The sequence below is a fragment of the Turicimonas sp. TL08 genome (genome assembly GCF_054660695.1).
Map to the genome: position 1 here is coordinate 12,318 of NZ_BAAGDP010000009.1, position 19,162 is coordinate 31,479.

General features: G+C 45.5%; 21 protein-coding genes. 16 read left to right on the plus strand and 5 right to left on the minus strand.

Annotation, left to right across the window (positions count from 1 at the left end; all coding sequences use genetic code 11):
- Positions 1-111 precede the first annotated feature (111 nt).
- Positions 112-375, minus strand: coding sequence for a translation initiation factor IF-1 (gene infA, locus ACYQ4O_RS05980; protein ID WP_066595266.1), 264 nt, complete (start codon positions 373-375; stop codon positions 112-114).
- A gap of 222 nt (positions 376-597) precedes the next feature.
- Here infA and hemG point away from each other — a divergent pair, with 222 nt between their 5' ends.
- The 3 genes from hemG to argC all read left to right on the plus strand — a co-directional run bounded on the left by hemG (position 598) and on the right by argC (position 4,112).
- On the plus strand, positions 598-1,143 hold the full coding sequence (gene hemG / locus ACYQ4O_RS05985) for a menaquinone-dependent protoporphyrinogen IX dehydrogenase (protein WP_066595264.1): 546 nt from the start codon (positions 598-600) through the stop codon (positions 1,141-1,143).
- A gap of 78 nt (positions 1,144-1,221) precedes the next feature.
- Positions 1,222-2,919, plus strand: coding sequence for an AMP-binding protein (locus ACYQ4O_RS05990; protein WP_460175056.1), 1,698 nt, complete (start codon positions 1,222-1,224; stop codon positions 2,917-2,919).
- 134 nt (positions 2,920-3,053) lie between these two features.
- The gene (gene argC / locus ACYQ4O_RS05995; RefSeq protein ID WP_460175057.1) at positions 3,054-4,112 is read left to right on the plus strand and encodes an N-acetyl-gamma-glutamyl-phosphate reductase; all 1,059 of its coding nucleotides are present in this window, start codon (positions 3,054-3,056) and stop codon (positions 4,110-4,112) included.
- 60 nt (positions 4,113-4,172) lie between these two features.
- Here argC and ACYQ4O_RS06000 read toward each other — a convergent pair whose 3' ends face one another.
- The 3 genes from ACYQ4O_RS06000 to tyrS are packed head-to-tail and all read right to left on the minus strand — an operon-like array spanning position 4,173 to position 6,539.
- Positions 4,173-4,826, minus strand: coding sequence for a YbhB/YbcL family Raf kinase inhibitor-like protein (locus ACYQ4O_RS06000; protein WP_460175058.1), 654 nt, complete (start codon positions 4,824-4,826; stop codon positions 4,173-4,175).
- 11 nt (positions 4,827-4,837) lie between these two features.
- The gene (dtd, locus tag ACYQ4O_RS06005) at positions 4,838-5,287 is read right to left on the minus strand and encodes a D-aminoacyl-tRNA deacylase (RefSeq protein ID WP_460175059.1); all 450 of its coding nucleotides are present in this window, start codon (positions 5,285-5,287) and stop codon (positions 4,838-4,840) included.
- 1 nt (position 5,288) lies between these two features.
- A complete protein-coding gene (gene tyrS / locus ACYQ4O_RS06010; protein WP_460175060.1) occupies positions 5,289-6,539 on the minus strand; it encodes a tyrosine--tRNA ligase in 1,251 nt (416 codons plus the stop codon).
- Between the two features lie 199 nt (positions 6,540-6,738).
- Between tyrS and ACYQ4O_RS06015 the strand changes: the two genes are divergently transcribed.
- Both ACYQ4O_RS06015 and ACYQ4O_RS06020 read left to right on the plus strand, forming a co-directional pair.
- Positions 6,739-8,061 (plus strand): peptidoglycan DD-metalloendopeptidase family protein, encoded by a 1,323-nt coding sequence (locus ACYQ4O_RS06015; protein WP_460175061.1) that lies wholly within the window; start codon positions 6,739-6,741, stop codon positions 8,059-8,061.
- A gap of 44 nt (positions 8,062-8,105) precedes the next feature.
- A complete protein-coding gene (locus ACYQ4O_RS06020) occupies positions 8,106-9,206 on the plus strand; it encodes an anhydro-N-acetylmuramic acid kinase (RefSeq protein ID WP_460175062.1) in 1,101 nt (366 codons plus the stop codon).
- 73 nt (positions 9,207-9,279) lie between these two features.
- On the opposite strand, the gene erpA is transcribed toward ACYQ4O_RS06020, so the two are convergent.
- Positions 9,280-9,651: an iron-sulfur cluster insertion protein ErpA gene (gene erpA, locus ACYQ4O_RS06025; protein ID WP_066595251.1), complete on the minus strand. Its 372-nt coding sequence runs from the start codon at positions 9,649-9,651 to the stop codon at positions 9,280-9,282.
- A gap of 190 nt (positions 9,652-9,841) precedes the next feature.
- On the opposite strand from erpA, the gene glyA reads away from it, so the two are divergent.
- From glyA to ACYQ4O_RS06080, 11 genes are all read left to right on the plus strand, one after another.
- A complete protein-coding gene (gene glyA / locus ACYQ4O_RS06030) occupies positions 9,842-11,107 on the plus strand; it encodes a serine hydroxymethyltransferase (RefSeq protein WP_308514106.1) in 1,266 nt (421 codons plus the stop codon).
- Positions 11,108-11,121: 14 nt separating this feature from the next.
- Positions 11,122-11,598, plus strand: a complete 477-nt coding sequence (nrdR, locus tag ACYQ4O_RS06035; RefSeq protein WP_308514105.1) for a transcriptional regulator NrdR — start codon at positions 11,122-11,124, stop codon at positions 11,596-11,598.
- Positions 11,595-12,686 carry a bifunctional diaminohydroxyphosphoribosylaminopyrimidine deaminase/5-amino-6-(5-phosphoribosylamino)uracil reductase RibD gene (ribD, locus tag ACYQ4O_RS06040; protein ID WP_460175063.1) on the plus strand — a complete coding sequence of 364 codons (1,092 nt, stop codon included), beginning with the start codon at positions 11,595-11,597 and terminating at the stop codon, positions 12,684-12,686. The genes nrdR and ribD overlap by 4 nt, the downstream gene beginning before the upstream one ends.
- A gap of 26 nt (positions 12,687-12,712) precedes the next feature.
- Positions 12,713-13,318 (plus strand): riboflavin synthase, encoded by a 606-nt coding sequence (locus ACYQ4O_RS06045; protein ID WP_066595243.1) that lies wholly within the window; start codon positions 12,713-12,715, stop codon positions 13,316-13,318.
- 106 nt (positions 13,319-13,424) lie between these two features.
- Positions 13,425-13,910 carry a 6,7-dimethyl-8-ribityllumazine synthase gene (gene ribH / locus ACYQ4O_RS06050; RefSeq protein WP_308514103.1) on the plus strand — a complete coding sequence of 162 codons (486 nt, stop codon included), beginning with the start codon at positions 13,425-13,427 and terminating at the stop codon, positions 13,908-13,910.
- Between the two features lie 19 nt (positions 13,911-13,929).
- Entirely contained in the window at positions 13,930-14,391 is a 462-nt protein-coding gene (gene nusB, locus ACYQ4O_RS06055) for a transcription antitermination factor NusB (protein ID WP_066595238.1), read from the plus strand.
- Positions 14,391-15,428 (plus strand): thiamine-phosphate kinase, encoded by a 1,038-nt coding sequence (gene thiL, locus ACYQ4O_RS06060; RefSeq protein WP_460175064.1) that lies wholly within the window; start codon positions 14,391-14,393, stop codon positions 15,426-15,428. The genes nusB and thiL overlap by 1 nt, the downstream gene beginning before the upstream one ends.
- A gap of 3 nt (positions 15,429-15,431) precedes the next feature.
- The gene (locus ACYQ4O_RS06065; RefSeq protein WP_460175065.1) at positions 15,432-15,965 is read left to right on the plus strand and encodes a phosphatidylglycerophosphatase A family protein; all 534 of its coding nucleotides are present in this window, start codon (positions 15,432-15,434) and stop codon (positions 15,963-15,965) included.
- Positions 15,965-16,453, plus strand: coding sequence for a CinA family protein (locus ACYQ4O_RS06070; RefSeq protein WP_460175066.1), 489 nt, complete (start codon positions 15,965-15,967; stop codon positions 16,451-16,453). The genes ACYQ4O_RS06065 and ACYQ4O_RS06070 overlap by 1 nt, the downstream gene beginning before the upstream one ends.
- Before the next feature lie 2 nt (positions 16,454-16,455).
- Positions 16,456-17,781, plus strand: coding sequence for a hemolysin family protein (locus ACYQ4O_RS06075; protein WP_460175067.1), 1,326 nt, complete (start codon positions 16,456-16,458; stop codon positions 17,779-17,781).
- A 276-nt stretch (positions 17,782-18,057) separates the two neighbouring features.
- Entirely contained in the window at positions 18,058-19,026 is a 969-nt protein-coding gene (locus ACYQ4O_RS06080; protein WP_308513200.1) for an AEC family transporter, read from the plus strand.
- Positions 19,027-19,162: the final 136 nt, after the last annotated feature.

Here is a 19,162-nt window from a genome sequence, read left to right on the forward strand (position 1 = left end):
CATTTCCTGTTAATAAGCCTTACGGATTCAATTTCCCGTAAGGCTTTTTTCATATGAAAAAAGCCTGCTCACAAACGGCAGGCTTTTGTCGATTTGCTTTCTAAGAGACTCTTATTTCTTCTTAGAAGTAGCAGAAGTTGTTGATTGCGGACGGCCTTCAATATAGCGGTAAGTGATTCGGCCTTTAGTCAAATCATATGGGGACATTTCTACAGCTACTTTGTCGCCGGCAAGGATACGGATGTGGTGTTTTCTCATCTTACCGTTTGCATAACCGATGAGTTCGTGACCATTTTCAAGTGTCACACGATAACGAGCATCAGGGAGAACTTCCGTGATGACACCAATCATTTCAAGTAAATCTTCTTTTGCCATAAATTAAGCTTGTAGTCCTATAAATAAAGTGAGTGGATTGTACTCCACAAATGCTTGATTCCTGCACACTTTTACTCTTTTTAAGAATTGGAGAGCTCAAAAAAAACATTCTTGCTAAAATTGTTGATTGGAAATTGAAGAAAAACTGCGGATGACGGCTTATTATTAGCTGATTCAGTTTTCTTTTAGCTGACGAAACATCGCTCCCTTTCGGAGAATTAAATGAAAAATATATTGATTGTCTACTACTCTCGTAAAGGTCATACCGCAAGGATGGTCAGAACTATCGAAGACCATTTGAAAGAAATGGGCCACAACGTGACGGTAATGCCCGTTAGCGAGGCACTTTTGGAAGGAGTAGATTGGGACAAATACGATTTTGTGCTTTGCGGTTTTCCGGTTCTTTACGGAACCTACCACCCGAACGTTTATGAATTTGTCCGTAATAACTGCACCCGTTTGGACAGAAAACCGAATGCGATGTTTAACGTGACTGTAGTTGCACGTTCTCCGTTTAAAGCGACGGTTGAAGGCAATAGATACATGCAGAACTTTTTGACGCGCTCTCCTTGGCGTCCTAAAGATCTGAAGTGCTTTGCCGGCAAGATTGACTATCCGAATCTCAATTTCTTTGACAAGAAATGCATTCAGCTCATCATGAAGATTACTAATGGGCCGACAGATCCGACAATGTGTATTGACTTTACGGATTGGGACGATGTCAAGAGATATGCTGAGCATATCGGAAAATTGGCAGAACAGTCGTAGAAGAAGAGAAACCTTTGTGCCTGAAAAAGCCAAAGGTTTTTAATTTAATGAGTTTTCGTTTTTATTTTTGGATTTGATATGACAGAACAAAAAGAGTTCCCTTGGATCAAAAACTATCCTGAAGGGGTACCGGCGACGATCAATCCCGATATTTATTCTTCTTTGCCCGATTTTGAAGAAAAAATTGCTGAAGAGTATGGCAACATCCGGGCATTTCAAAATTTCGGCTGCACTATGTCTTATAAAGAGCTCGATGAAAAAAGTTCTGCTTTTGCAGCTTATCTTCAGAGTTTAGAAGGAGTCGAAAAAGGTGACAGAGTTGCCGTAATGATGCCGAATCTGATGCAGTATCCCGTCACTTTGTTCGGTATTTTGAAAGCCGGAATGATTGTAGTTAATGTCAATCCGCTCTATACAGGCAGAGAATTAAACGGCACCTTAAAAGACTCCGGCGCTAAGGTTCTTGTCATCATCGAGAACTTTGCTAAGACTTTCGAAAAAGTTGCTTCCGACAGTCCTGTTAAGCATGTCGTTACCACCAAAGTCGGTGACCTTTTATCTTTCCCGAAAAAACAAATCATCAACTTTGTTCTGAAGAACATTAAGAAGATGATTCCTCCGTTTAATCTTCCGGATGCCGTGGAATTCAACCAGGCTTTGAGCATCGGGGCTTCCAAAGGATATAAACCGGTTGAAATTAAATCTGACGATGTTGCCTTCCTTCAGTACACAGGCGGAACTACGGGTGTTTCTAAAGGCGCTATGCTGACACACCGCAATGTGCTGGCCAACATGATGCAGACCGGAATTTGGATCTCCAAAGAATTTAAGAAGAGAGAAGAAGTTGTGATGGTCGCTCTTCCGCTCTACCACATTTTCTCTTTAACCGCGATGTGCAGTTTCCTTCAATGGGGTGCCAAGTGCGTTCTCATCACTAATCCGCGAGACATGAAGGGATTAGTCAAAGAATGGGCAAAGAACAAATTTACCGTTATCTGCGGCGTCAACACCTTATTTAACGGTCTTCTGCGAGTGCCGGAATTCAAGAATCTTGACTTCTCAATGCTGAAGTTAACCGTCGGCGGCGGAACTCAGGTTCAGAAGCCGGTAGCTGAAGCGTGGTTTGACTCAACAAAAGGTCATATTATTGAAGCTTATGGCTTAACCGAAGCTTCTCCGGGCGTATCTGCTAATCCGATGTACACACCCTGGAACGGCTCTGTCGGTTTCCCATTCCCATCAACCGAAGTCTCTATCCGCGGCGAAGGATTTAGAGATTTGGGAACTTGGACAACACCTAACGAAATTCAAGAACATACCGGTGAGATTTGCGTTCGCGGTCCGCAGGTTATGAAAGGGTACTGGAACAGACCGGATGAAACCGCCGCCACTATTCGCGACGGCTGGCTGCGAACAGGCGATATCGGTAATATGGATTCCAACGGTCGAATTACAATTACGGACCGTCAGAAAGACATGATTCTTGTTTCCGGATTTAATGTTTATCCGAACGAAATTGAATCTGTCCTTCAAGGCATGCCCGGCGTGCTTGAATGCGGCGTTGTCGGCGTACCAAGCGAAAAATCCGGTGAAATGGTTAAGGCAGTCATTGTTAAGCAGGATCCTTCTTTGACTAAAGAACAGGTTATTGCTTATTGCCGCCAGAATCTGACCGGATACAAGATGCCGAAAGAAATCGTCTTCGTGGATTCAATTCCTAAGACACCTGTAGGAAAGATTCTCAGAAGAGAATTAAAAGGCATTGTTCAGAAGTAAAATTCTTCTAAACGAGATCCCGGGAGGCTCAAGGTTTTCCCGGGATTTTTTGCAAAAAAGCCAAGGCTGCTTCACACTTATTTCTTGGCAGTCCTCAATTTGAAATTCCACTCTAACTTATTCGGTAAACAAAAATGAAGAAAATTAAAGTCGGTATCGTCGGCGGAAGCGGTTACACAGGTATTGAGTTGCTCAGACTCTTAACGCAGCATCCGAACGCAGAAATTGTCACCATCACCAGCCGAGGCGAAGCAGGGACCCGCGTTGAAGATATGTATCCTTCCCTTCGAGGAAGAGTTGACTTAGTTTTCCAAGATCCGAAAGAAGCGCCTCTTAAGGAATGCGATGTCGTATTTTTTGCCACACCGCATGGGGTTGCTATGTCCATGGCTGAAGAGCTGACCAAAAACGGAGTGAAGGTCATCGATTTGGCAGCTGATTTCAGACTCAAGGACACGGAAGAGTTTAAGAAGTGGTACAAGATGGAACACACTTGTCCGGATATTTTGAAAAAAGCCGTTTACGGGCAACCCGAAACCATGCGCGACAAAATGAAAGACGCAATGGTATTGGGCATGGCAGGCTGCTATCCGACTTCCATCCAATTAGGATTGTTGCCTTTGCTCGAACTCCACAAGAAAGTCGGCAATATAGTTGATATTAAACAAACAATTATTGCCGACAGTAAATCCGGCATCAGCGGGGCAGGAAGAAAAGCAGCCGTTAATTTGCTCTGTGCAGAAGCAACGGATAACTTTAAGGCTTATGGAGTAGGCGGTCACCGCCATTCTCCTGAGATTGTTCAGCAGTTGAGTGAATTTGCCGGCGAAAAAGTCTCTTTGACCTTTATTCCTCATTTGCTTCCAACGATTCGCGGAATCTTCTCCACTATTTATGTCCAACTGACTGAGAAGGGCATGGAACAAGATTTCCAAAAGCTCTATGAAGAACGCTACGGTAAAGAACCCTTTGTTGATGTGATGCCTAAAGGGGCGTTGCCCGAAACTCGTATGGTAAGAGGCTCTAACTATGTTCGTATTGCTCTTTACCGTAAAGAACCAAACTTATTGGTTGTCCTTGTTGTTGAAGACAACTTGGTAAAAGGCTCTTCAGGCCAAGCAGTTCAAGCAATGAATATTCTGTTTGGGTTGCCGGAGACAACCGGATTAGAACAGATAGCCCTGGCTCCTTAATTTTGTACAAACACAAAAAAGCCGAGACAATATTGCTCGGCTTTTTTGGATAATTTTTGCTTAAAGCTTGTGTGCCACTTCGGGATTCAAAGAATACATCCCGGTGACGGAGCCTGAAGCAAGGATGTGGCCTTTCATGGCTTCAAGGACGTCTTCCGCAGTAAACGGACCGGACAAAGGCAAAAGCGGAAAATCCACGGCATAGACCGTAAAGACATAGCCGTGCGGGCGCAGATCATTCCACGGAGGACATGGACCGTCGTATCCGTAATACTTGCCTCTCATCTCCGGATCATCGGCAAAGGCTTGGGTGTAGTCATTCAGACCTTGCCGCATCCCATTTGCGCAAGCCGGTCCTTTCTTTCCGTGCGGAACGAAGCCCTTAGACAATGTTCCGGGATCGATGCAGGACTCCTCAGGAGAGATGTCAACCAAAATCCAGTGATGGAAGTCTGTTCTCGGGGCATCTGCCGGTATAGTGCAGCCTTCTTTATTCGCCGATGAAAAATCGGCAGGGACATCATGATCCGTGCAGAGAAGGATTAACGACTTAGTACCTGCGGGTGCGTTAGACCAAGCGATTTGCGGATTTCTGTTGCCTGCGGGCACGGTGTGTTCGCCGGGAGCATTAGAAATTTTGGCAAAGGCAAAACCTTCAGGGATTCTCTGCCCATCCGGGAAAGAATCGCTCCAAACTCTAAAAATACTTTCCATTTTTTCTCCCATTATTTGTTTTTTGGAATCTGCAGCCAGAAAGTTACGGGACCGTCGTTGATCAGAGAAACTTTCATGTCTGCACCAAAAATTCCAGTTTCTGTCTTTAATCCGGAAGCTCTGATCTCTTCAGTAAAGAGATCATAGAGCTCCTTTGCCAAGCCCGGTTCTGCAGCGGGAGTAAAGCTCGCACGGTTACCGCTGTTTGTGTCGGCGGCTAACGTGAACTGAGAAACCACGAGAATTTCTGCTTTTGTATCAAGGGCACTTAAATTCATCTTGCCGGCTTCGTCTTCGAAGACTCGGAATTTAAGGACTTTCTGGGCAAGTGCTTTAGCATTTGCCGCAGTATCGTCCTTTTGTGCGCAGACAAGAAGAAGCAGGCCTTTTCCGATGCTTCCCGTGGTTTGGCCGTCAACTTTGACGCTGCTTTCCAGCACGCGCTGAAGAAGAGCAATCATCTTAGGCCTTAGTCAAGGTGATTTTGGCCCATTTGCGCTTGCCTACCTGAACGGTGTATTGACCGGGTTTAAGTTTGTAGGTCTTGTCGGCAATCTTTTCACCGTTAATGTGTACACCGCCTTGTTCAATATTTCTGTAGCCCTCGGAAGAAGTCGGGACCAAACCGGCTTCTTTAAGAACTTTGGCTAAAGAGGTTTCTTCCGCATCTGTTGTGACGGTTACTTCCGGCATATCGGCCGGAGCGGCGCCTTTCTTGAAGCGGTTAATAAATTCTTGTTCTGCGGCATCAGCAGCTTCTTTACTGTGGAAGCGCTCAACGATTTCTTTGGCTAAAAGAACTTTAATGTCTCTGGGATTTCTGCCTTCTTCGCATTCTTTCTTGAACTGAGCGATTTCTTCGTTGCTTCTCAAAGAAAGAAGGTCGTACCAATTCCACATCAAATCATCGGAGACAGACATCACCTTGCCGAACATTTCATTTGGTTCGTCGGTAATGCCGATGTAGTTGTGTTTGGACTTGCTCATCTTGTTGACGCCGTCAAGACCGACAAGAAGAGGCATTGTGATGATGCATTGCGGCTCCTGACCGTATTGGCGCTGGAGTTCGCGGCCGACTAAAAGATTGAATCTCTGATCAGAACCGCCAAGCTCAACATCGGATTCCAAAGCAACGGAGTCATAACCTTGCATCAATGGATAGATGAGTTCATGCATGGCGATAGGGGCATTTTCTGCATAGCGCTTAGCAAAATCATCACGCTCCAAAAGACGAGCCAAGGTGTAGCGGGATGCTAATTTAATGAGTCCGTCGGCACCGAGTTTGTTTGTCCATTCAGAGTTGTATCGAACCTCAGTCTTGCTTTTATCCAAAACCAAAGTTGCCTGATCTAAATAAGTCTTAGCATTAGTTTCGATTTGTTCGCGTGTGAGCGGCGGACGAGTCGTATTTCTGCCGGAGGGATCGCCGATAGAACTTGTAAAGTCACCGATCAAGAAAATAACGGTGTGACCAAGATCTTGGAATTGACGAAGCTTGTTTAAAACAACTGTGTGCCCAATATGGATATCCGGAGCAGTTGGATCTAACCCTAATTTGATGCGCAGGGGTTTTCCCGTAAGCTCGGATCTGGCGAGTTTTTGTTCCAACTCTTCCTCAATTAACATCGTGTCAATTCCTCTCTTAATCAAGGCCATGGCGCTCTTGACTTTAGGAGAGACCGGTAATTTTTTCTCTTGAACTGTATCAGTCATTGTTGGAAACATCCTGAAAAAAGCTAAGGTAATCTATAAGGGACTGGAAAACGATTATTTACTATAATTGCGACGCTTCAATTCGAAGCAGGCCTATTCCAATCCGAACCGTAATTTTATCTGACACAAGTCTACTATTTGCTGGCTAGGGAAGGGAGTTATTTTTTATTAATTGTTAGTGAGTGAATAAGCCGTGATGATGAATTTTAAGATGCTGATGAAAGCGTTAGGAACAAGCTGTTTAGTGTTAGCTTGTACGGTTTATTCATCCCATTCGGCTATATCCGCAGAAACTGCACAACCATCTAAAGTTGTTGAAAAGGCCGGAGAAGTGGATCTCGGCGCCCTCATTCAAGAGTGGGCCGGAGAGATGGACCATGTTTATGCTGAAACTGTCATTAGAAATAAGGACAACAGCAACAAGATTTTTGAAAGATTAGGAATTAAAGATAACACTTTTAAACGTTACGTTAATTCCATCAAACCTAAAGAAAATCCTTTCGCAAGATTAGTCCCCGGAAGATTGATTCAGGCACGACTTACTCAGAAGGGTGAAGTTATCGCAATTAAATTATTCAAACCGATTGACACACTTTCTGAAGATATTACTTATTTTCAGATTAGCCGTTCTAACACAGGCAAGTCAAAGTTTGTTCATGAAAACAAGACCAGCGCTTTTACGACTTTGCCGGTTGCCGCCTCCGCTTATGTAGAACGTACATTAGACGGTGCCGCTCAGTCTGCGAAGATTCCTGCCGGGGTTATGAAGCAGGTCAAAGAACAGTTGGGCGACTCTTTTGATGTTAAGAAGGTTGCTAACGGTGATTCTTTCAATGTTATTTATGAAAGAAGACAGCTTGACGGTGCGGATTTAGGTCCGGGACGTCTGCTTGCTCTTGAATTCTTCGGAAAAGACAAGACGGTTGAAGCCTACTGGTTTGAAAATGATAACTTTAAAGGCTACTTCAATGCAGATGGAGAAAGCGTTGAAAAAACATTCCTCCGCATGCCTTGCGAAGCTCGTTTAACTTCAACTTTCAACCGTGTTAGAAAGCACCCCGTGACTGGTCGTCTTCGTCCTCACTGGGGAATTGATTTGGCAGCTCCGACAGGAACCCCAATTTATGCTTCCAGCGACGGCAAGATCGTTACCAAGCGCTATCAAAGAAGAGGCTACGGCTACTGGTTAGAGATTGATCACGGATCCGGATACTCTTCAATTTATGCGCACATGAGCAAGTATGCTCCCGGTATGAAGGAAGGAGTTCAAGTTAAGAAAGGTCAGCTCATCGGCTACGTGGGAAGAACAGGAATGGTTACCGGTTCTCATCTCCACTATGAGCTTAAGCACAACGGACAGCAGATTAATCCTTTGACTGCTGATCTGCGTACGGGCGAGCCTCTCAAAGGAGCCGTGAAGCAAGAGTTCGACTTGGCTATTTCTCCTATTAAACGTCAGCTGGCACTCTTGGGAAAATTCCATTTGGCGCATAACACCAATTCTTCAGTTTCTATAGAGTAAGAGTCAAAGTTAATAAAGGCCTCCGTTTGGAGGTCTCGTTTTTTATGAGCATTTATATCGGGATGATGTCGGGCACCAGTCTGGACGGAGTGGATGCCGTAGCCGTACGGTTCGAATCGAACACGGGGCTTGAAGTTCTCGGTTCTAAGTCAATGAACCTCTCGGAAGAGCTGCGCACGCTCTTGCTGTCACTTTGCTTTTCCGGTCCGGATGAAATTAATCGCAGCCAAATTGCCGGCAATCAGTTGGCACAAATCTACGCCGAGACTTGTCATGCTCTTCTGAAAGATTTGGACTTGTCTGCGTCCCATATAACAGCGATTGGGGCTCATGGACAAACCGTCCGCCATAACCCGCAAAACGGAGCCACAACTCAGCTTATCAACGGCGCTTTGCTGGCGGAACTAACGCAAATTGACACGATCATCGATTTTCGAAATCGGGATATTGCAGCGGGAGGACAGGGCGCTCCGCTTGTACCGGCTTTTCATGCATCTGTTTTTGCTTCTGATGAGCCTCGAGCAATTGTAAATTTCGGAGGCATTGCCAATGTCACTTTCCTGAGAAGAAGAGGGGAAGAAGAGAAGACTTTCGGTTTTGACTGCGGACCGGCTAATATCCTTTTAGATGCTTGGGTTAAAGAGAATTTAGGCTTTACGTATGACAAAGATGCTAAATGGGCTAGAACCGGGGTCTTAGATGAAGGTTGGCTCAGCTATCTTTACAGTTCGGAGCCTTACTTCAGCCAATCTTGTCCGAAAAGTACGGGTCGAGAGTTGTTTAACCTCAAATGGCTCAATAAGCACCTTCGTGCCGGAATGAAACCGGAAGACGTGCAGCACACTTTAACTGCTCTGTCGGCGTTAGCGGTGGCAAAAGACATCGAAAAATATCAGCCGGAGACTAAGGAAGTTTTTACCTGCGGAGGAGGCGCCAGAAATCCGCTCTTAATGGAATACTTGCAAAAGTATCTGCCGGGTAAAATCGTACAGCCAACGGATATTCTTGGACTTAGTACACAAGATGTTGAAGGTGCGGCATTTGCATGGCTGGCAAAGCAATTCGTGGAAAGATTGCCCGGCAACTTGCCGTCTGTTACGGGAGCAAAAGGACCGAGAATTCTGGGAGCTCTTTATCCGCACTAGAGAGAGCCGGGGAAGCAAAGAAAAATCCCGTCCAACGTGTATTGAACGGGATTGAAGTGAATTCTGAACTCTACTATACGGAGAAGCTGGAGCCGCAGCTGCAAGTTGTGGTGGCGTTCGGGTTCTTGATAACGAACTGAGCACCTTCCAAGTCTTCCTTGTAGTCGATTTCAGCGCCGACAAGATACTGATAGCTCATAGAGTCGATGAGCAATGTAACGCCGTTTTTTACCATTGTGGCATCGTCTTCGTTGATTTCTTCATCGAATGTGAAGCCATATTGGAAACCGGAGCATCCGCCGCCTTGGACGAAAACTCTTAATTTCAGATCAGGGTTTCCTTCTTCTTCAATCAATTCTTTAACTTTGAGGCTGGCAGCATCAGTAAAAATGATTGGATCCGGAAGCTTGATTTCTTCAGCGTTTGTTTGAGTATTATCTGCCATTTCTTTTATTCCTTAAAAGATAATTAGTTGTTGATAATTATATGGAAGTCGTCAAGGTAAAAAAGAAAGAATATTCAAAAAATAACAATCTTTTCTCGGAATTCTGTATATAACTCTCGGAAGAAGCTGAGATTGTCCCATGTCACCACTATAATTTGGTGACTATCTTTAACAATTCCGGAGGGTAACCGTGTTTAGTAAGGACAACACCATCGAAAAGACTGATCCAGAAGTATGGGCAAGCATCCAAAGAGAAAGCCAGCGACAGGAAGAACAGATTGAACTGATCGCATCCGAAAACTACACATCCCCTGCCGTTCTTCAGGCACAGGGCAGTATTCTGACAAATAAGTATGCTGAGGGCTACCCCGGAAAAAGATATTACGGCGGTTGTGAATACGTTGACGAAGTTGAAACACTGGCTAAAGAACGCGCTAAGAAGCTTTTCTGCGAACCATGCGGCGTTGAAATGGCTGTGAATGTACAGCCTCACTCCGGTGCACAGGCCAATATGGGAGTGTTTTTTGCATTGCTTAATCCCGGCGACACCGTCATGGGAATGTCCTTGGCAGAAGGCGGTCACCTTTCCCACGGCATGAAACTTAACATGTCCGGCAAGTGGTTCAACGCCGTCAGTTATGGTCTGAATGAAAAAGAAGCTATCGACTACGACGCTTTGGAAAAGCTGGCTCTCGAACATAAGCCGAAACTCATCATTGCCGGCGCCTCCGCTTATTCATTGCATATCGACTTCAAGCGCTTTGCAGAAATTGCTAAGAAAGTTGGCGCTTATTTCATGGTGGATATGGCCCACTACGCCGGCTTGATTGCAGCCGGTGTTTACCCTTCTCCTTTCCCTTACGCCGATATTGTCACAACTACAACTCACAAGACATTGAGAGGGCCAAGAGGCGGCATGATTTTCTGCAAGCCGGAATTGGAAAAACAAATTAATACTGCTATGTTCCCGGGTATTCAGGGAGGCCCCTTAATGCACGTCATTGCCGGTAAGGCTATCGCCTTGCATGAAGCCTTGCAGCCTGAATACAAAGAGTATCAAAAGCAGGTTATCAAAAATGCAGCTGTCTTCGCTGATGAATTGCAGAAGAGAGGTCTGCGTATTGTTTCCGGCGGAACTCAAAGCCACGTTATGTTGGTTGACCTCCGTTCAAAGAATATTACCGGTAAAGAAGCCGAAACCGTTCTTCACGATGTCGGTATTACCGTAAATAAGAATTCCATTCCTAATGATCCGCAAAAACCATTTGTCACGAGCGGCATCAGAATCGGTTCCCCTGCTATGACAACAAGAGGCATGAAGGAAGAAGAAGCACGTGAAATTGCTTCTTTAATTGCCGACGTTTTAGATGCTCCTCACGACGAGGCGGTACTGAAGAACGTTAAAGAAAGAGTGCAGAGCCTTGTTGCTCGCTTCCCGGTCTACAGAGAACCATAGAAGTCGAGAGAGTGATGAATTGTCCATACTGCGGGTACGAGGATACTCAGGTGATTGATTCCCGAACTAGCGATGAGGGAACAACCGTTCGAAGAAGACGCAAGTGTCCTAAATGTGACAGCAGATTTACGACCTACGAGAAGGTTGCTTTGTGCATTCCCGTCTTAATTAAAAAAGACGGTTTGACCCGAGTGCCTTACAGCCAAGAAAAGTTGAGAAATTCAATGCAATTGGCTCTAAGGAAAAGACCGGTTAAAGCAGACCTTCTTGAAGAGGCGATTGATAGGATCGAGAGAAACCTGAAGCTGAGAAAAGAGAAAGAAATTTCGACCAAGGAAGTCGGAAAGTTGGTGATGAGCGAGTTAAGAAAACTCGACTCGGTCGCTTATCTTCGCTTTGCTTCAGTCTATTTCAATTACTCCAAGCCTGAGGACTTCACTGAGGCTTTGAAAAAACTCGGAGACGTTCTCGAAAGGGAGAAAAGCAAATGAGTTTTTCTGATATCAGTTTCATGAAGAGGGCGTTAGCTCTTGCTGAAAACGCCCTCCCGAACTGCCCTCCGAATCCGGCCGTCGGCTGTGTGATTGTAAAAGACCGCAAAATTATCGGCGAGGGATTCACCCAGAAAACGGGGGAGGCTCACGCTGAAGTAATGGCGCTTCGAGACGCTCAATCCAGAGGCGAGAGCGTTGAAGGAGCAACGGTCTATGTCTCGTTGGAACCTTGTTCGCATTATGGACGGACTCCTCCCTGTGCTTTGGCGTTAATTAACGCCAAAGTCGGGCGCGTAGTTGCAGCTTTGAAAGACCCGAATCCTGCCGTTGCGGGAAGAGGCTTAAAGATGCTCGAAGAGAATGGTGTGCAGGTTGAATCCGGTATTTGTGCAGAAGAGGCCGAAGAAATGAACATCGGTTTCTTAAAACGGATGAGAACCGGGCTTCCTTTCGTCCGAAGCAAAATTGCAATGAGTTTGGACGGCGACATTGCATTAAGTAATGGCCAAAGTAAATGGATTACCGGCAAACTTGCCCGAGAAGACGGGCAGATGTGGAGAGCTCGTGCAGGTGCCATCTTGACGGGTTCAAGCACTGTTGCGGTTGATAATCCGCAGTTGAACGTAAGACTCCCTGATGTTCAGAGACAGCCTTTGAGAGTCATAGTTGATTCTCATTTGACGCTTAATCCTGAGCTTAGGATTTTTGAGACGGGGCCTGTGCTTTTAGTGTGCGCGAGGTACGATATAGTCCGTGCTCAAGTGTTCGAAGACATGGGTGTGGAGGTCCTGGAACTCCCGGGTCCGGACGGCAAAGTAGACTTGCAGGCTTTGATCAAAGAACTTGCCCGGCGCGAAATCAATGAGATTCATGTTGAAGCCGGCCCGAAATTAAACGGAGCTTTGACTGAACTAGGTCTTATCGACGAGTATCTGATATATATGGCTCCTAAGCTTTTGGGAGAGGGGATGCGTGCTTTCCGTTTGCCGTCGTTTCATAATTTGGAGGCAGTCCCTCAACTGGAATTCAAATCGATGCAGAAAGTCGGCGAAGATGTCAGATTTCAGCTTAGACCGTTAAAATAAGAAGATTAACTTTAGAAAGGAAGAAGATGTTTACAGGAATTATTCAGGCTGTCGGCCGAATTCGTGACAACGAAGAGATTGGTGATGGATTGAGAATTCACGTAGAAGCTCCGGATTTGGGACTCGACAGTGTGAAGATCGGAGACTCTATCGCTATCAACGGCGCATGCATGACCGTAGTTGAAGTCGATGAAAAACGATTCAAAGTTGACGTTTCGGCCGAGTCCTTAGAGAAGACCGCAGGTCTTGACGGCTGGGGCTACGTAAACCTTGAAAAAGCCATGAGACTCGGCGATCGTCTTGACGGCCATATCGTCAGCGGCCATGTTGACGGTGTCGGCGAAGTCGAAGTGATGGAACAGAAGGCAGAATCCTGGCATTTGGTTGTCAGATGCCCGATGAAGCTCGCAAAATTCCTGGCATACAAAGGATCCATCACCATCAACGGCGTCTCTTTGACAATTAACTCCGTTGAAGATACTCCCGCCGGAACAAGAGTTTCCATTAACTTGATTCCTCATACTTTCGAACACACTTCTTTCAAGTACACCAAGAAGCGTGATCTAGTCAATGTTGAGGTGGATACCGTTGCTCGCTACATTGAGCGTATGTACTCATTGTCACATTGCTAATTATTTTTGAAAATTAAATATTCTGGGTGCTTAAGAAGGTGCGAAGAAAACTCCTTCTAAGCACCGCTTTGTTAGAATCAAAAAATCTCTTTTCTAGGAGTCAGTTGTGGCTATTAATTTCATTGAACCAAATAAAGACGGAAGCGCATTAAGGGTCGGTATCGTTGTTGCAAGATTTAACGAGTGGGCCTGCAACGCCATGCTCGAAGCTTGTCTTGCTCAATTGAAGAAGCTTGGAGTTAAGGAAGAAAACATCACTGTCGTAACAGTTCCCGGCGCTCTTGAGATCCCGTTTGCACTTTACCAGCTTTACGAATCCACGGAATTGGAAGCCATGGTCGCAATTGGCTGTGTTATCAGAGGCGAGACTTATCATTTCGAATTAGTTGCTAACGAGTCCTCCAGAGGCATTACCGACATGATTGGCGCCGAAGCTATTTCTATTGCTAACTGCATTCTGACTGTTGAAAACGAAGAACAGGCAAAAGCAAGAGTTGTAGAAAAAGGTACGGACGCTGCTAATGTTGCCGTAGAAATGGGTAACTTAAAAGTAAGAACTGACAAACTGCTTGGCTACGGACAAGCCGAGTAGTAAACAAGGAATAACAAAGATGGCATCACAGCAATCTGACTCTCCTGTTGCCAAGAAACGCGGCGGCAGAAGTGCACGCAGACGTGCAAGAGAGTTTGCTCTTCAAGGCATTTATCAATGGCTTTTAACCGGAAATGATCCGGACGGTATCGATCTCAACATTTATGAGATGGAAGGTTTCTCTGAAACCGATTCTGATTTTTATCGCGAATTGTTCCACGGTGCCGTTGAAGACTTTGCCGGACTTGAAGAGGTTTACCAAAAACATTTGGATCGCGAAACCAAGAGCCTTTCTCCGGTCGAAAGAGCTATTCTTTTGATTGGTACCTATGAGTTGAAGCATACCACTACACCTTATCGTGTTGTTATTAACGAAGGTGTCGAGCTTGCTAAGAGCTTTGGCGGTACAGACGGTTTCCGTTATGTCAACGGCGTTCTGGATAAATTGGTCCCGGAACTTCGTCCGCACGAAGCTAGATAATGCCGGCAGATGCAGACGACAGTCCGTGTAGTATCTCGGAGGGCCAGGGATCTCTTGACGAATTTTCTTTGATCAAGAGATTCTTTGTTCGTCCGGAGATAGGTGCGGGCGCTTGGCCTTCCTCTTCGATCGGAGACGATTGCGCCATCCTTACTATTGGGGCCGTGAAGTTAGCTGTCACCGCAGATATGATGGCTTTAGGCACTCATTTTCTTGATGATGCCGATCCTTATACGGTCGGCAGAAAAGCTTTGGCCGTTAATTTGTCAGATTTGGCGGCGGCCGGAGCCTCTCCAAAAGCTTTTTTCCTCTCTATTGCACTTCCTGAAGCCGACCCTGTGTGGCTAAAAGGTTTTTCTAAAGGCCTCTTTGAGGAAGCTGAGAGATTTCATTGCCCTTTGCGCGGGGGAGACACAACCAAAGCCGCATCCGTTAACGGTATGCCGGGAAAGACCTGCATTTCTATCTGCGCTATGGGAGAAGTTGAAGGTGATTCTTATATGACCCGCGGAGGGGCTAAACCGGGTGACGACATTTGGGTTTCGGGAACTCCGGGAGATGCCTATGCGGCCTTGGGTTCAATCTGGGGTCAGTTTGAAGTTCCCGTAAACGATTTCTCTTATTTCAAAGCACGCATGGATACGCCGACGCCGAGAGTTGAGCTTGGACAAAAATTAAAAAGCGTGGCTACGGCCTGTTGTGATATTTCCGACGGTCTGGTTGGAGATTTGGGACATATTCTTGAGAGATCAAAGGTTTCAGCAATTTTGTACTGGAAAGATTTTCCGCGTTCCGAGCAAATGAAACGGCTCCCTGAGAAAGTCCAGAGAAGGTGTGTCCTTTCGGGCGGCGATGATTACGAACTTCTGTTTACGGCACCGAAGAATCAACGAGCTCAGATCGAGAATCTTAATGAGGGAGGCGCCGTCAAAGTGACGAGAATAGGAGAAATTGTCTCGGCCGTTGAACCTCTGCGAGTAATGGATCAAGACGGGAAGTCCATTGAGCTTTCGAAAAGTTTTAATCACTTTGCCTAAATTATGAAAGATTACTCTGTCACTGCGCCAAGTATTAAAGAGGTTTACAAGAACCCGTGGCTCATATTTACGACTTTTTTCGGAGCGGGCTGTTTAACACCGGGGCCCGGAACGTGGGGGTCGTTTGCAGCATGGTTGGCCTTTCTTATTTTGGAGCCTTTGGGCGGAAGAGGGTTGATGTGGATTCTGACGATTCTATGTTTTATTGTCGGAGTCATCGCTATTCCGAAGTGCGAGGCCGTGTTAAAAAAAATGGATCACGGCTCAATCGTGATCGATGAAGTGGTTGCCGTTTGGTTGGTGCTTCTTCTTTGTCCGACCGGTTTGTTTTGGCAATTGGCCGGAGTACTGGTGTTTAGATTTTTTGACATTGTTAAATTGCCGCCTGCAGCCGGACTTGATAATGGTCCTCAATCAGGCTGGACAGTGATGATTGATGATGTTTTTGCAGCTTTGTATACGCTTTTGGTTGTCAACGGGGTCGCATGGCTGCTTGTGTATTTCCTTAATGCAGAACTAATGTGGAAGGTTTTCTAATGAAAAACGAATTAAAAGCAAAGATTGCCGACCTGGCAGATGTATTAAAAGACCGTAATTTGAAAGTCGCAACTGCCGAGTCTTGCACCGGCGGTATGATTGCTGCAGCTTTGACCGAGCTTCCGGGAGCCAGCGACTGGTTTGATAGAGGCTTTGTGACTTATAACAACACAGCAAAGCATGAAATGTTGGGAGTGTCTCAGAGCATCTTGGAAAAGTATGGTGCCGTCAGCAACGACTGTGTTGCTCAAATGGTAGTAGGAGCTTTAAAGAACTCTAATGCTCAAGTTGCAGTAGCAGTCAGCGGCATTGCAGGCCCCGGCGGTGAAGAACCGGGCAAGCCTGTGGGAACCGTTTTCTTAGGCTGGGGTCTTAAAGACGAAATGCCGAATATTATTCGCTTCCATTTTGAGGGCGACAGACAGCAAGTCAGAGAGCAATGTGTTGAAGAAGCTGTCAATGGGTTATTGGATTTACTAAAAGGTTAAAAATGAGCGTCTGGATAGATGTCGGCTGTTTATTCTTATTGATTTGTTTGAATGGCTTTTTTGCCATGAGCGAAATTGCCATTGTGACAGCCCGGCGTACCAAACTACAAATGCTTGCTGAAGATGATGCACCGGGGGCCAAGTTGGCTCTTATGCTCTCTGAAAATCCGACAAGGGCTTTATCGACAATTCAAGTGGGTATCACTTCTATCGGGATTTTGTCCGGTATTTTGGGTGAGTTCGCACTTGTCGATCCTCTCTCTAAGGTGCTGACCGAGGCTTTTCCGCTGAACGAGGCGACTGCCCGCGGCTTAGCCATGGCTTGTGTGGTAATCGGTATTACTTATTTCTCTATCGTCATCGGCGAACTTGTTCCTAAGAGAGTTGGTCAGATTGCAGCTGATGCCATCGCAAGATTTGTAGCTAAACCAATTCATTGGTTGGCTTTCATTGCGCTTCCATTTGTCAAATTGCTATCTGTTTCTACTGAGTCTTTACTGAAGTTACTTGGTATTCAAAATAACAGTCAGCAGCTGACAGAAGAAGAAATTCACTCGATGATTGAAGAAGGCGGAGAAACCGGGGTGTTGGATGCTCAAGAGCACACGATGGTCAGAAATGTATTCCGTCTCGATGACAGACTAGTTGCTTCTTTGATGATTCCAAGAAGTGAAGTGGAATTCATCGATCTGCAGGACAGCAGAGAAGTTAATATGGAGAAGATTTTGAATTCTCCTTATTCTCGTCTGCCGGTCTGCAACGGCGGTTTGGATGAAGTTAAGGGCATTGTGACAACACGCCAGCTTCTTAAGCAAATGGTTCAGACCGGAAAGCCTAACTTCAAGGCTCAGGATCAATATGAACCGCTGGTTTTCGTACCGGAATCTTTAACCGGCATGGAGCTGTTGGAGAATTTTAGAAAGAATTCTGCTTCTTTAGCTTTTGTGGTTGATGAATACGGAGCAATTCTCGGGTTGGTGACTCCTCACGATGTGCTGGAAGCTATTGCCGGAGAATTTACTCCGACGACTCCGGAAGATGCCCAAATTATCAAAAAAGGCGAGAACTCTTTCGAAGTGGACGGCTTGCTTCCTATTCCGGAGTTGAAGGACTTGCTCGATATCGATGAAGTTCCGGAAGAAGAGGAAGACCATTACACCACCGTTGGAGGTATGGTGATGTTCCTGCTCGAAAGAATTCCTCGCCAGGGTGACAAGGTCAAATGGGATGGCTGGGAGTTCTATGTTTTAGAAATGGACGGACGACGTCTTGACAGAATCTTGATTTCTAAGCTTCCGGAAGAGAATTCTTCTGTGAAGGAATCTTAATCACTCGTAAGACGGCACAAAGCTGCAGAGAACTTCTTAAAAGCGGAGTTTCCTGCAGCTTTTGCTTTGCCTCAAGCTGGCCTTTTTTTGATTACGCAGCAGAACAATCCGTCGTCTCCTAAAGCATTGCATCATGCAAAATCCGATGCTTCAAGCAATGAATCTATGAATAAGAACCGTGCAAATCTCCACGAGAACACGGAAAAAGATTTTCCTTAAGAGATAGAGAGGACTTAAGGTGAGGTAGACTTAGACAGCCTCAGGAGAAAAATAAGAATGCTAGCCTCTACGATATTACAGTCCATCTCCGCGCTTTTTGTTTTATTGACCATTATTGGCTTTGGAGTCTGGCTGTCTAGAAAAAGATATTTTGATTCGCCGTCTAGTCGCGCAACTGTTTCGAAGTTAGTAAACACTTCAATTCCATGCTTTCTGTTCTATTCGGTAATTTCAAAATTTTCTCACGATGAGTTACTGAATCTTTTGACTTTTGCGGGAGTCCCATTTCTAACCGTCGCTATTAATTATTTTATTTCTCTGCTCTTTATCCGCTTAGGTTGGGTAAGACCTCATTTGAAAGGGACTTTTATCGCGGCTTTTTCGGCAGCAACCGTTTTATTTGTCGGCGTGCCTTTAGTGTCGACGATGTATGGTTCAGACGGTATTCCGTACTTATTGGTGTACTTCTTTGCCAACTGCGTGTTTATTTGGACGGTTGGCCTTTTTAATATACAGATGGACGGAGTGCGTAAAGGAACGGGAGTTGCTCCTAAAATTATTTCGCTTAAAGGTTTGAGGATGCTTTTGTCTCCTCCCTTATTGGCGTTCCTTTTAGGTCTCGCAGTGGTTCTTTCTTCAATAACGGTTCCAAATTTCATCCAAGTTTCGACTCGCTACTTAGGCCAGCTGACGACACCGTTAGCCCTTATCTTTGTAGGCATTACTATTCACCAAATTGGAGTGGATAAGTTAAGAAAGATGCCGAGAGAGGTTTGGCTTGTTCTTCTGTCCTGCTTTGTGATACGGCCGCTGGTGATGTACTTATGCACAATGCCGCTGGATATGGATCCCCTTATGCGGAAGTGTTTCATCCTTGCTTCAGCTTTGCCGGTTTCTTCCGTGATTGCAGTCTTGTCCAAAGGGTACGGAGGAGATGAAGAATTTGCCTCAGAAGCTATAGGAGCTTCTACCGTTGGAATGATTGTTGTTCTGCCCTTCTTACTGATAGCAGTCAACCTGATCTAGGCATTTCCAAAAATATTTTGCATAAATAAAACAAAAGCGCTTCCAGATGTAATCGGCTAGCCGAAAGTTAAGGCTCCGTTACAAATTGGATCGCTCCTAATGGTGCGTTCTATGCACCTAAAGCGTTACTCTCATC

Excerpts from the sequence above, each read along its gene's own strand:
- ACYQ4O_RS06080 (WP_308513200.1), top strand. The coding sequence starts at position 18,058 with ATGCTAGCCTCTACGATATTACAGTCCATCTCCGCGCTTTTTGTTTTA.
- ACYQ4O_RS06070 (WP_460175066.1), top strand. The coding sequence starts at position 15,965 with ATGAAAAACGAATTAAAAGCAAAGATTGCCGACCTGGCAGATGTATTA.
- ACYQ4O_RS05990 (WP_460175056.1), top strand. The coding sequence starts at position 1,222 with ATGACAGAACAAAAAGAGTTCCCTTGGATCAAAAACTATCCTGAAGGG.
- ribD (WP_460175063.1), top strand. The coding sequence starts at position 11,595 with ATGAGTTTTTCTGATATCAGTTTCATGAAGAGGGCGTTAGCTCTTGCT.
- ACYQ4O_RS06075 (WP_460175067.1), top strand. The coding sequence starts at position 16,456 with ATGAGCGTCTGGATAGATGTCGGCTGTTTATTCTTATTGATTTGTTTG.
- argC (WP_460175057.1), top strand. The coding sequence starts at position 3,054 with ATGAAGAAAATTAAAGTCGGTATCGTCGGCGGAAGCGGTTACACAGGT.
- thiL (WP_460175064.1), top strand. The coding sequence starts at position 14,391 with ATGCCGGCAGATGCAGACGACAGTCCGTGTAGTATCTCGGAGGGCCAG.
- tyrS (WP_460175060.1), bottom strand. The coding sequence starts at position 6,539 with ATGACTGATACAGTTCAAGAGAAAAAATTACCGGTCTCTCCTAAAGTC.
- nrdR (WP_308514105.1), top strand. The coding sequence starts at position 11,122 with ATGAATTGTCCATACTGCGGGTACGAGGATACTCAGGTGATTGATTCC.
- infA (WP_066595266.1), bottom strand. The coding sequence starts at position 375 with ATGGCAAAAGAAGATTTACTTGAAATGATTGGTGTCATCACGGAAGTT.
- ACYQ4O_RS06020 (WP_460175062.1), top strand. The coding sequence starts at position 8,106 with ATGAGCATTTATATCGGGATGATGTCGGGCACCAGTCTGGACGGAGTG.
- ACYQ4O_RS06045 (WP_066595243.1), top strand. The coding sequence starts at position 12,713 with ATGTTTACAGGAATTATTCAGGCTGTCGGCCGAATTCGTGACAACGAA.
- ACYQ4O_RS06015 (WP_460175061.1), top strand. The coding sequence starts at position 6,739 with ATGAATTTTAAGATGCTGATGAAAGCGTTAGGAACAAGCTGTTTAGTG.
- dtd (WP_460175059.1), bottom strand. The coding sequence starts at position 5,287 with ATGATTGCTCTTCTTCAGCGCGTGCTGGAAAGCAGCGTCAAAGTTGAC.
- nusB (WP_066595238.1), top strand. The coding sequence starts at position 13,930 with ATGGCATCACAGCAATCTGACTCTCCTGTTGCCAAGAAACGCGGCGGC.
- erpA (WP_066595251.1), bottom strand. The coding sequence starts at position 9,651 with ATGGCAGATAATACTCAAACAAACGCTGAAGAAATCAAGCTTCCGGAT.
- ACYQ4O_RS06000 (WP_460175058.1), bottom strand. The coding sequence starts at position 4,826 with ATGGAAAGTATTTTTAGAGTTTGGAGCGATTCTTTCCCGGATGGGCAG.
- hemG (WP_066595264.1), top strand. The coding sequence starts at position 598 with ATGAAAAATATATTGATTGTCTACTACTCTCGTAAAGGTCATACCGCA.
- ACYQ4O_RS06065 (WP_460175065.1), top strand. The coding sequence starts at position 15,432 with ATGAAAGATTACTCTGTCACTGCGCCAAGTATTAAAGAGGTTTACAAG.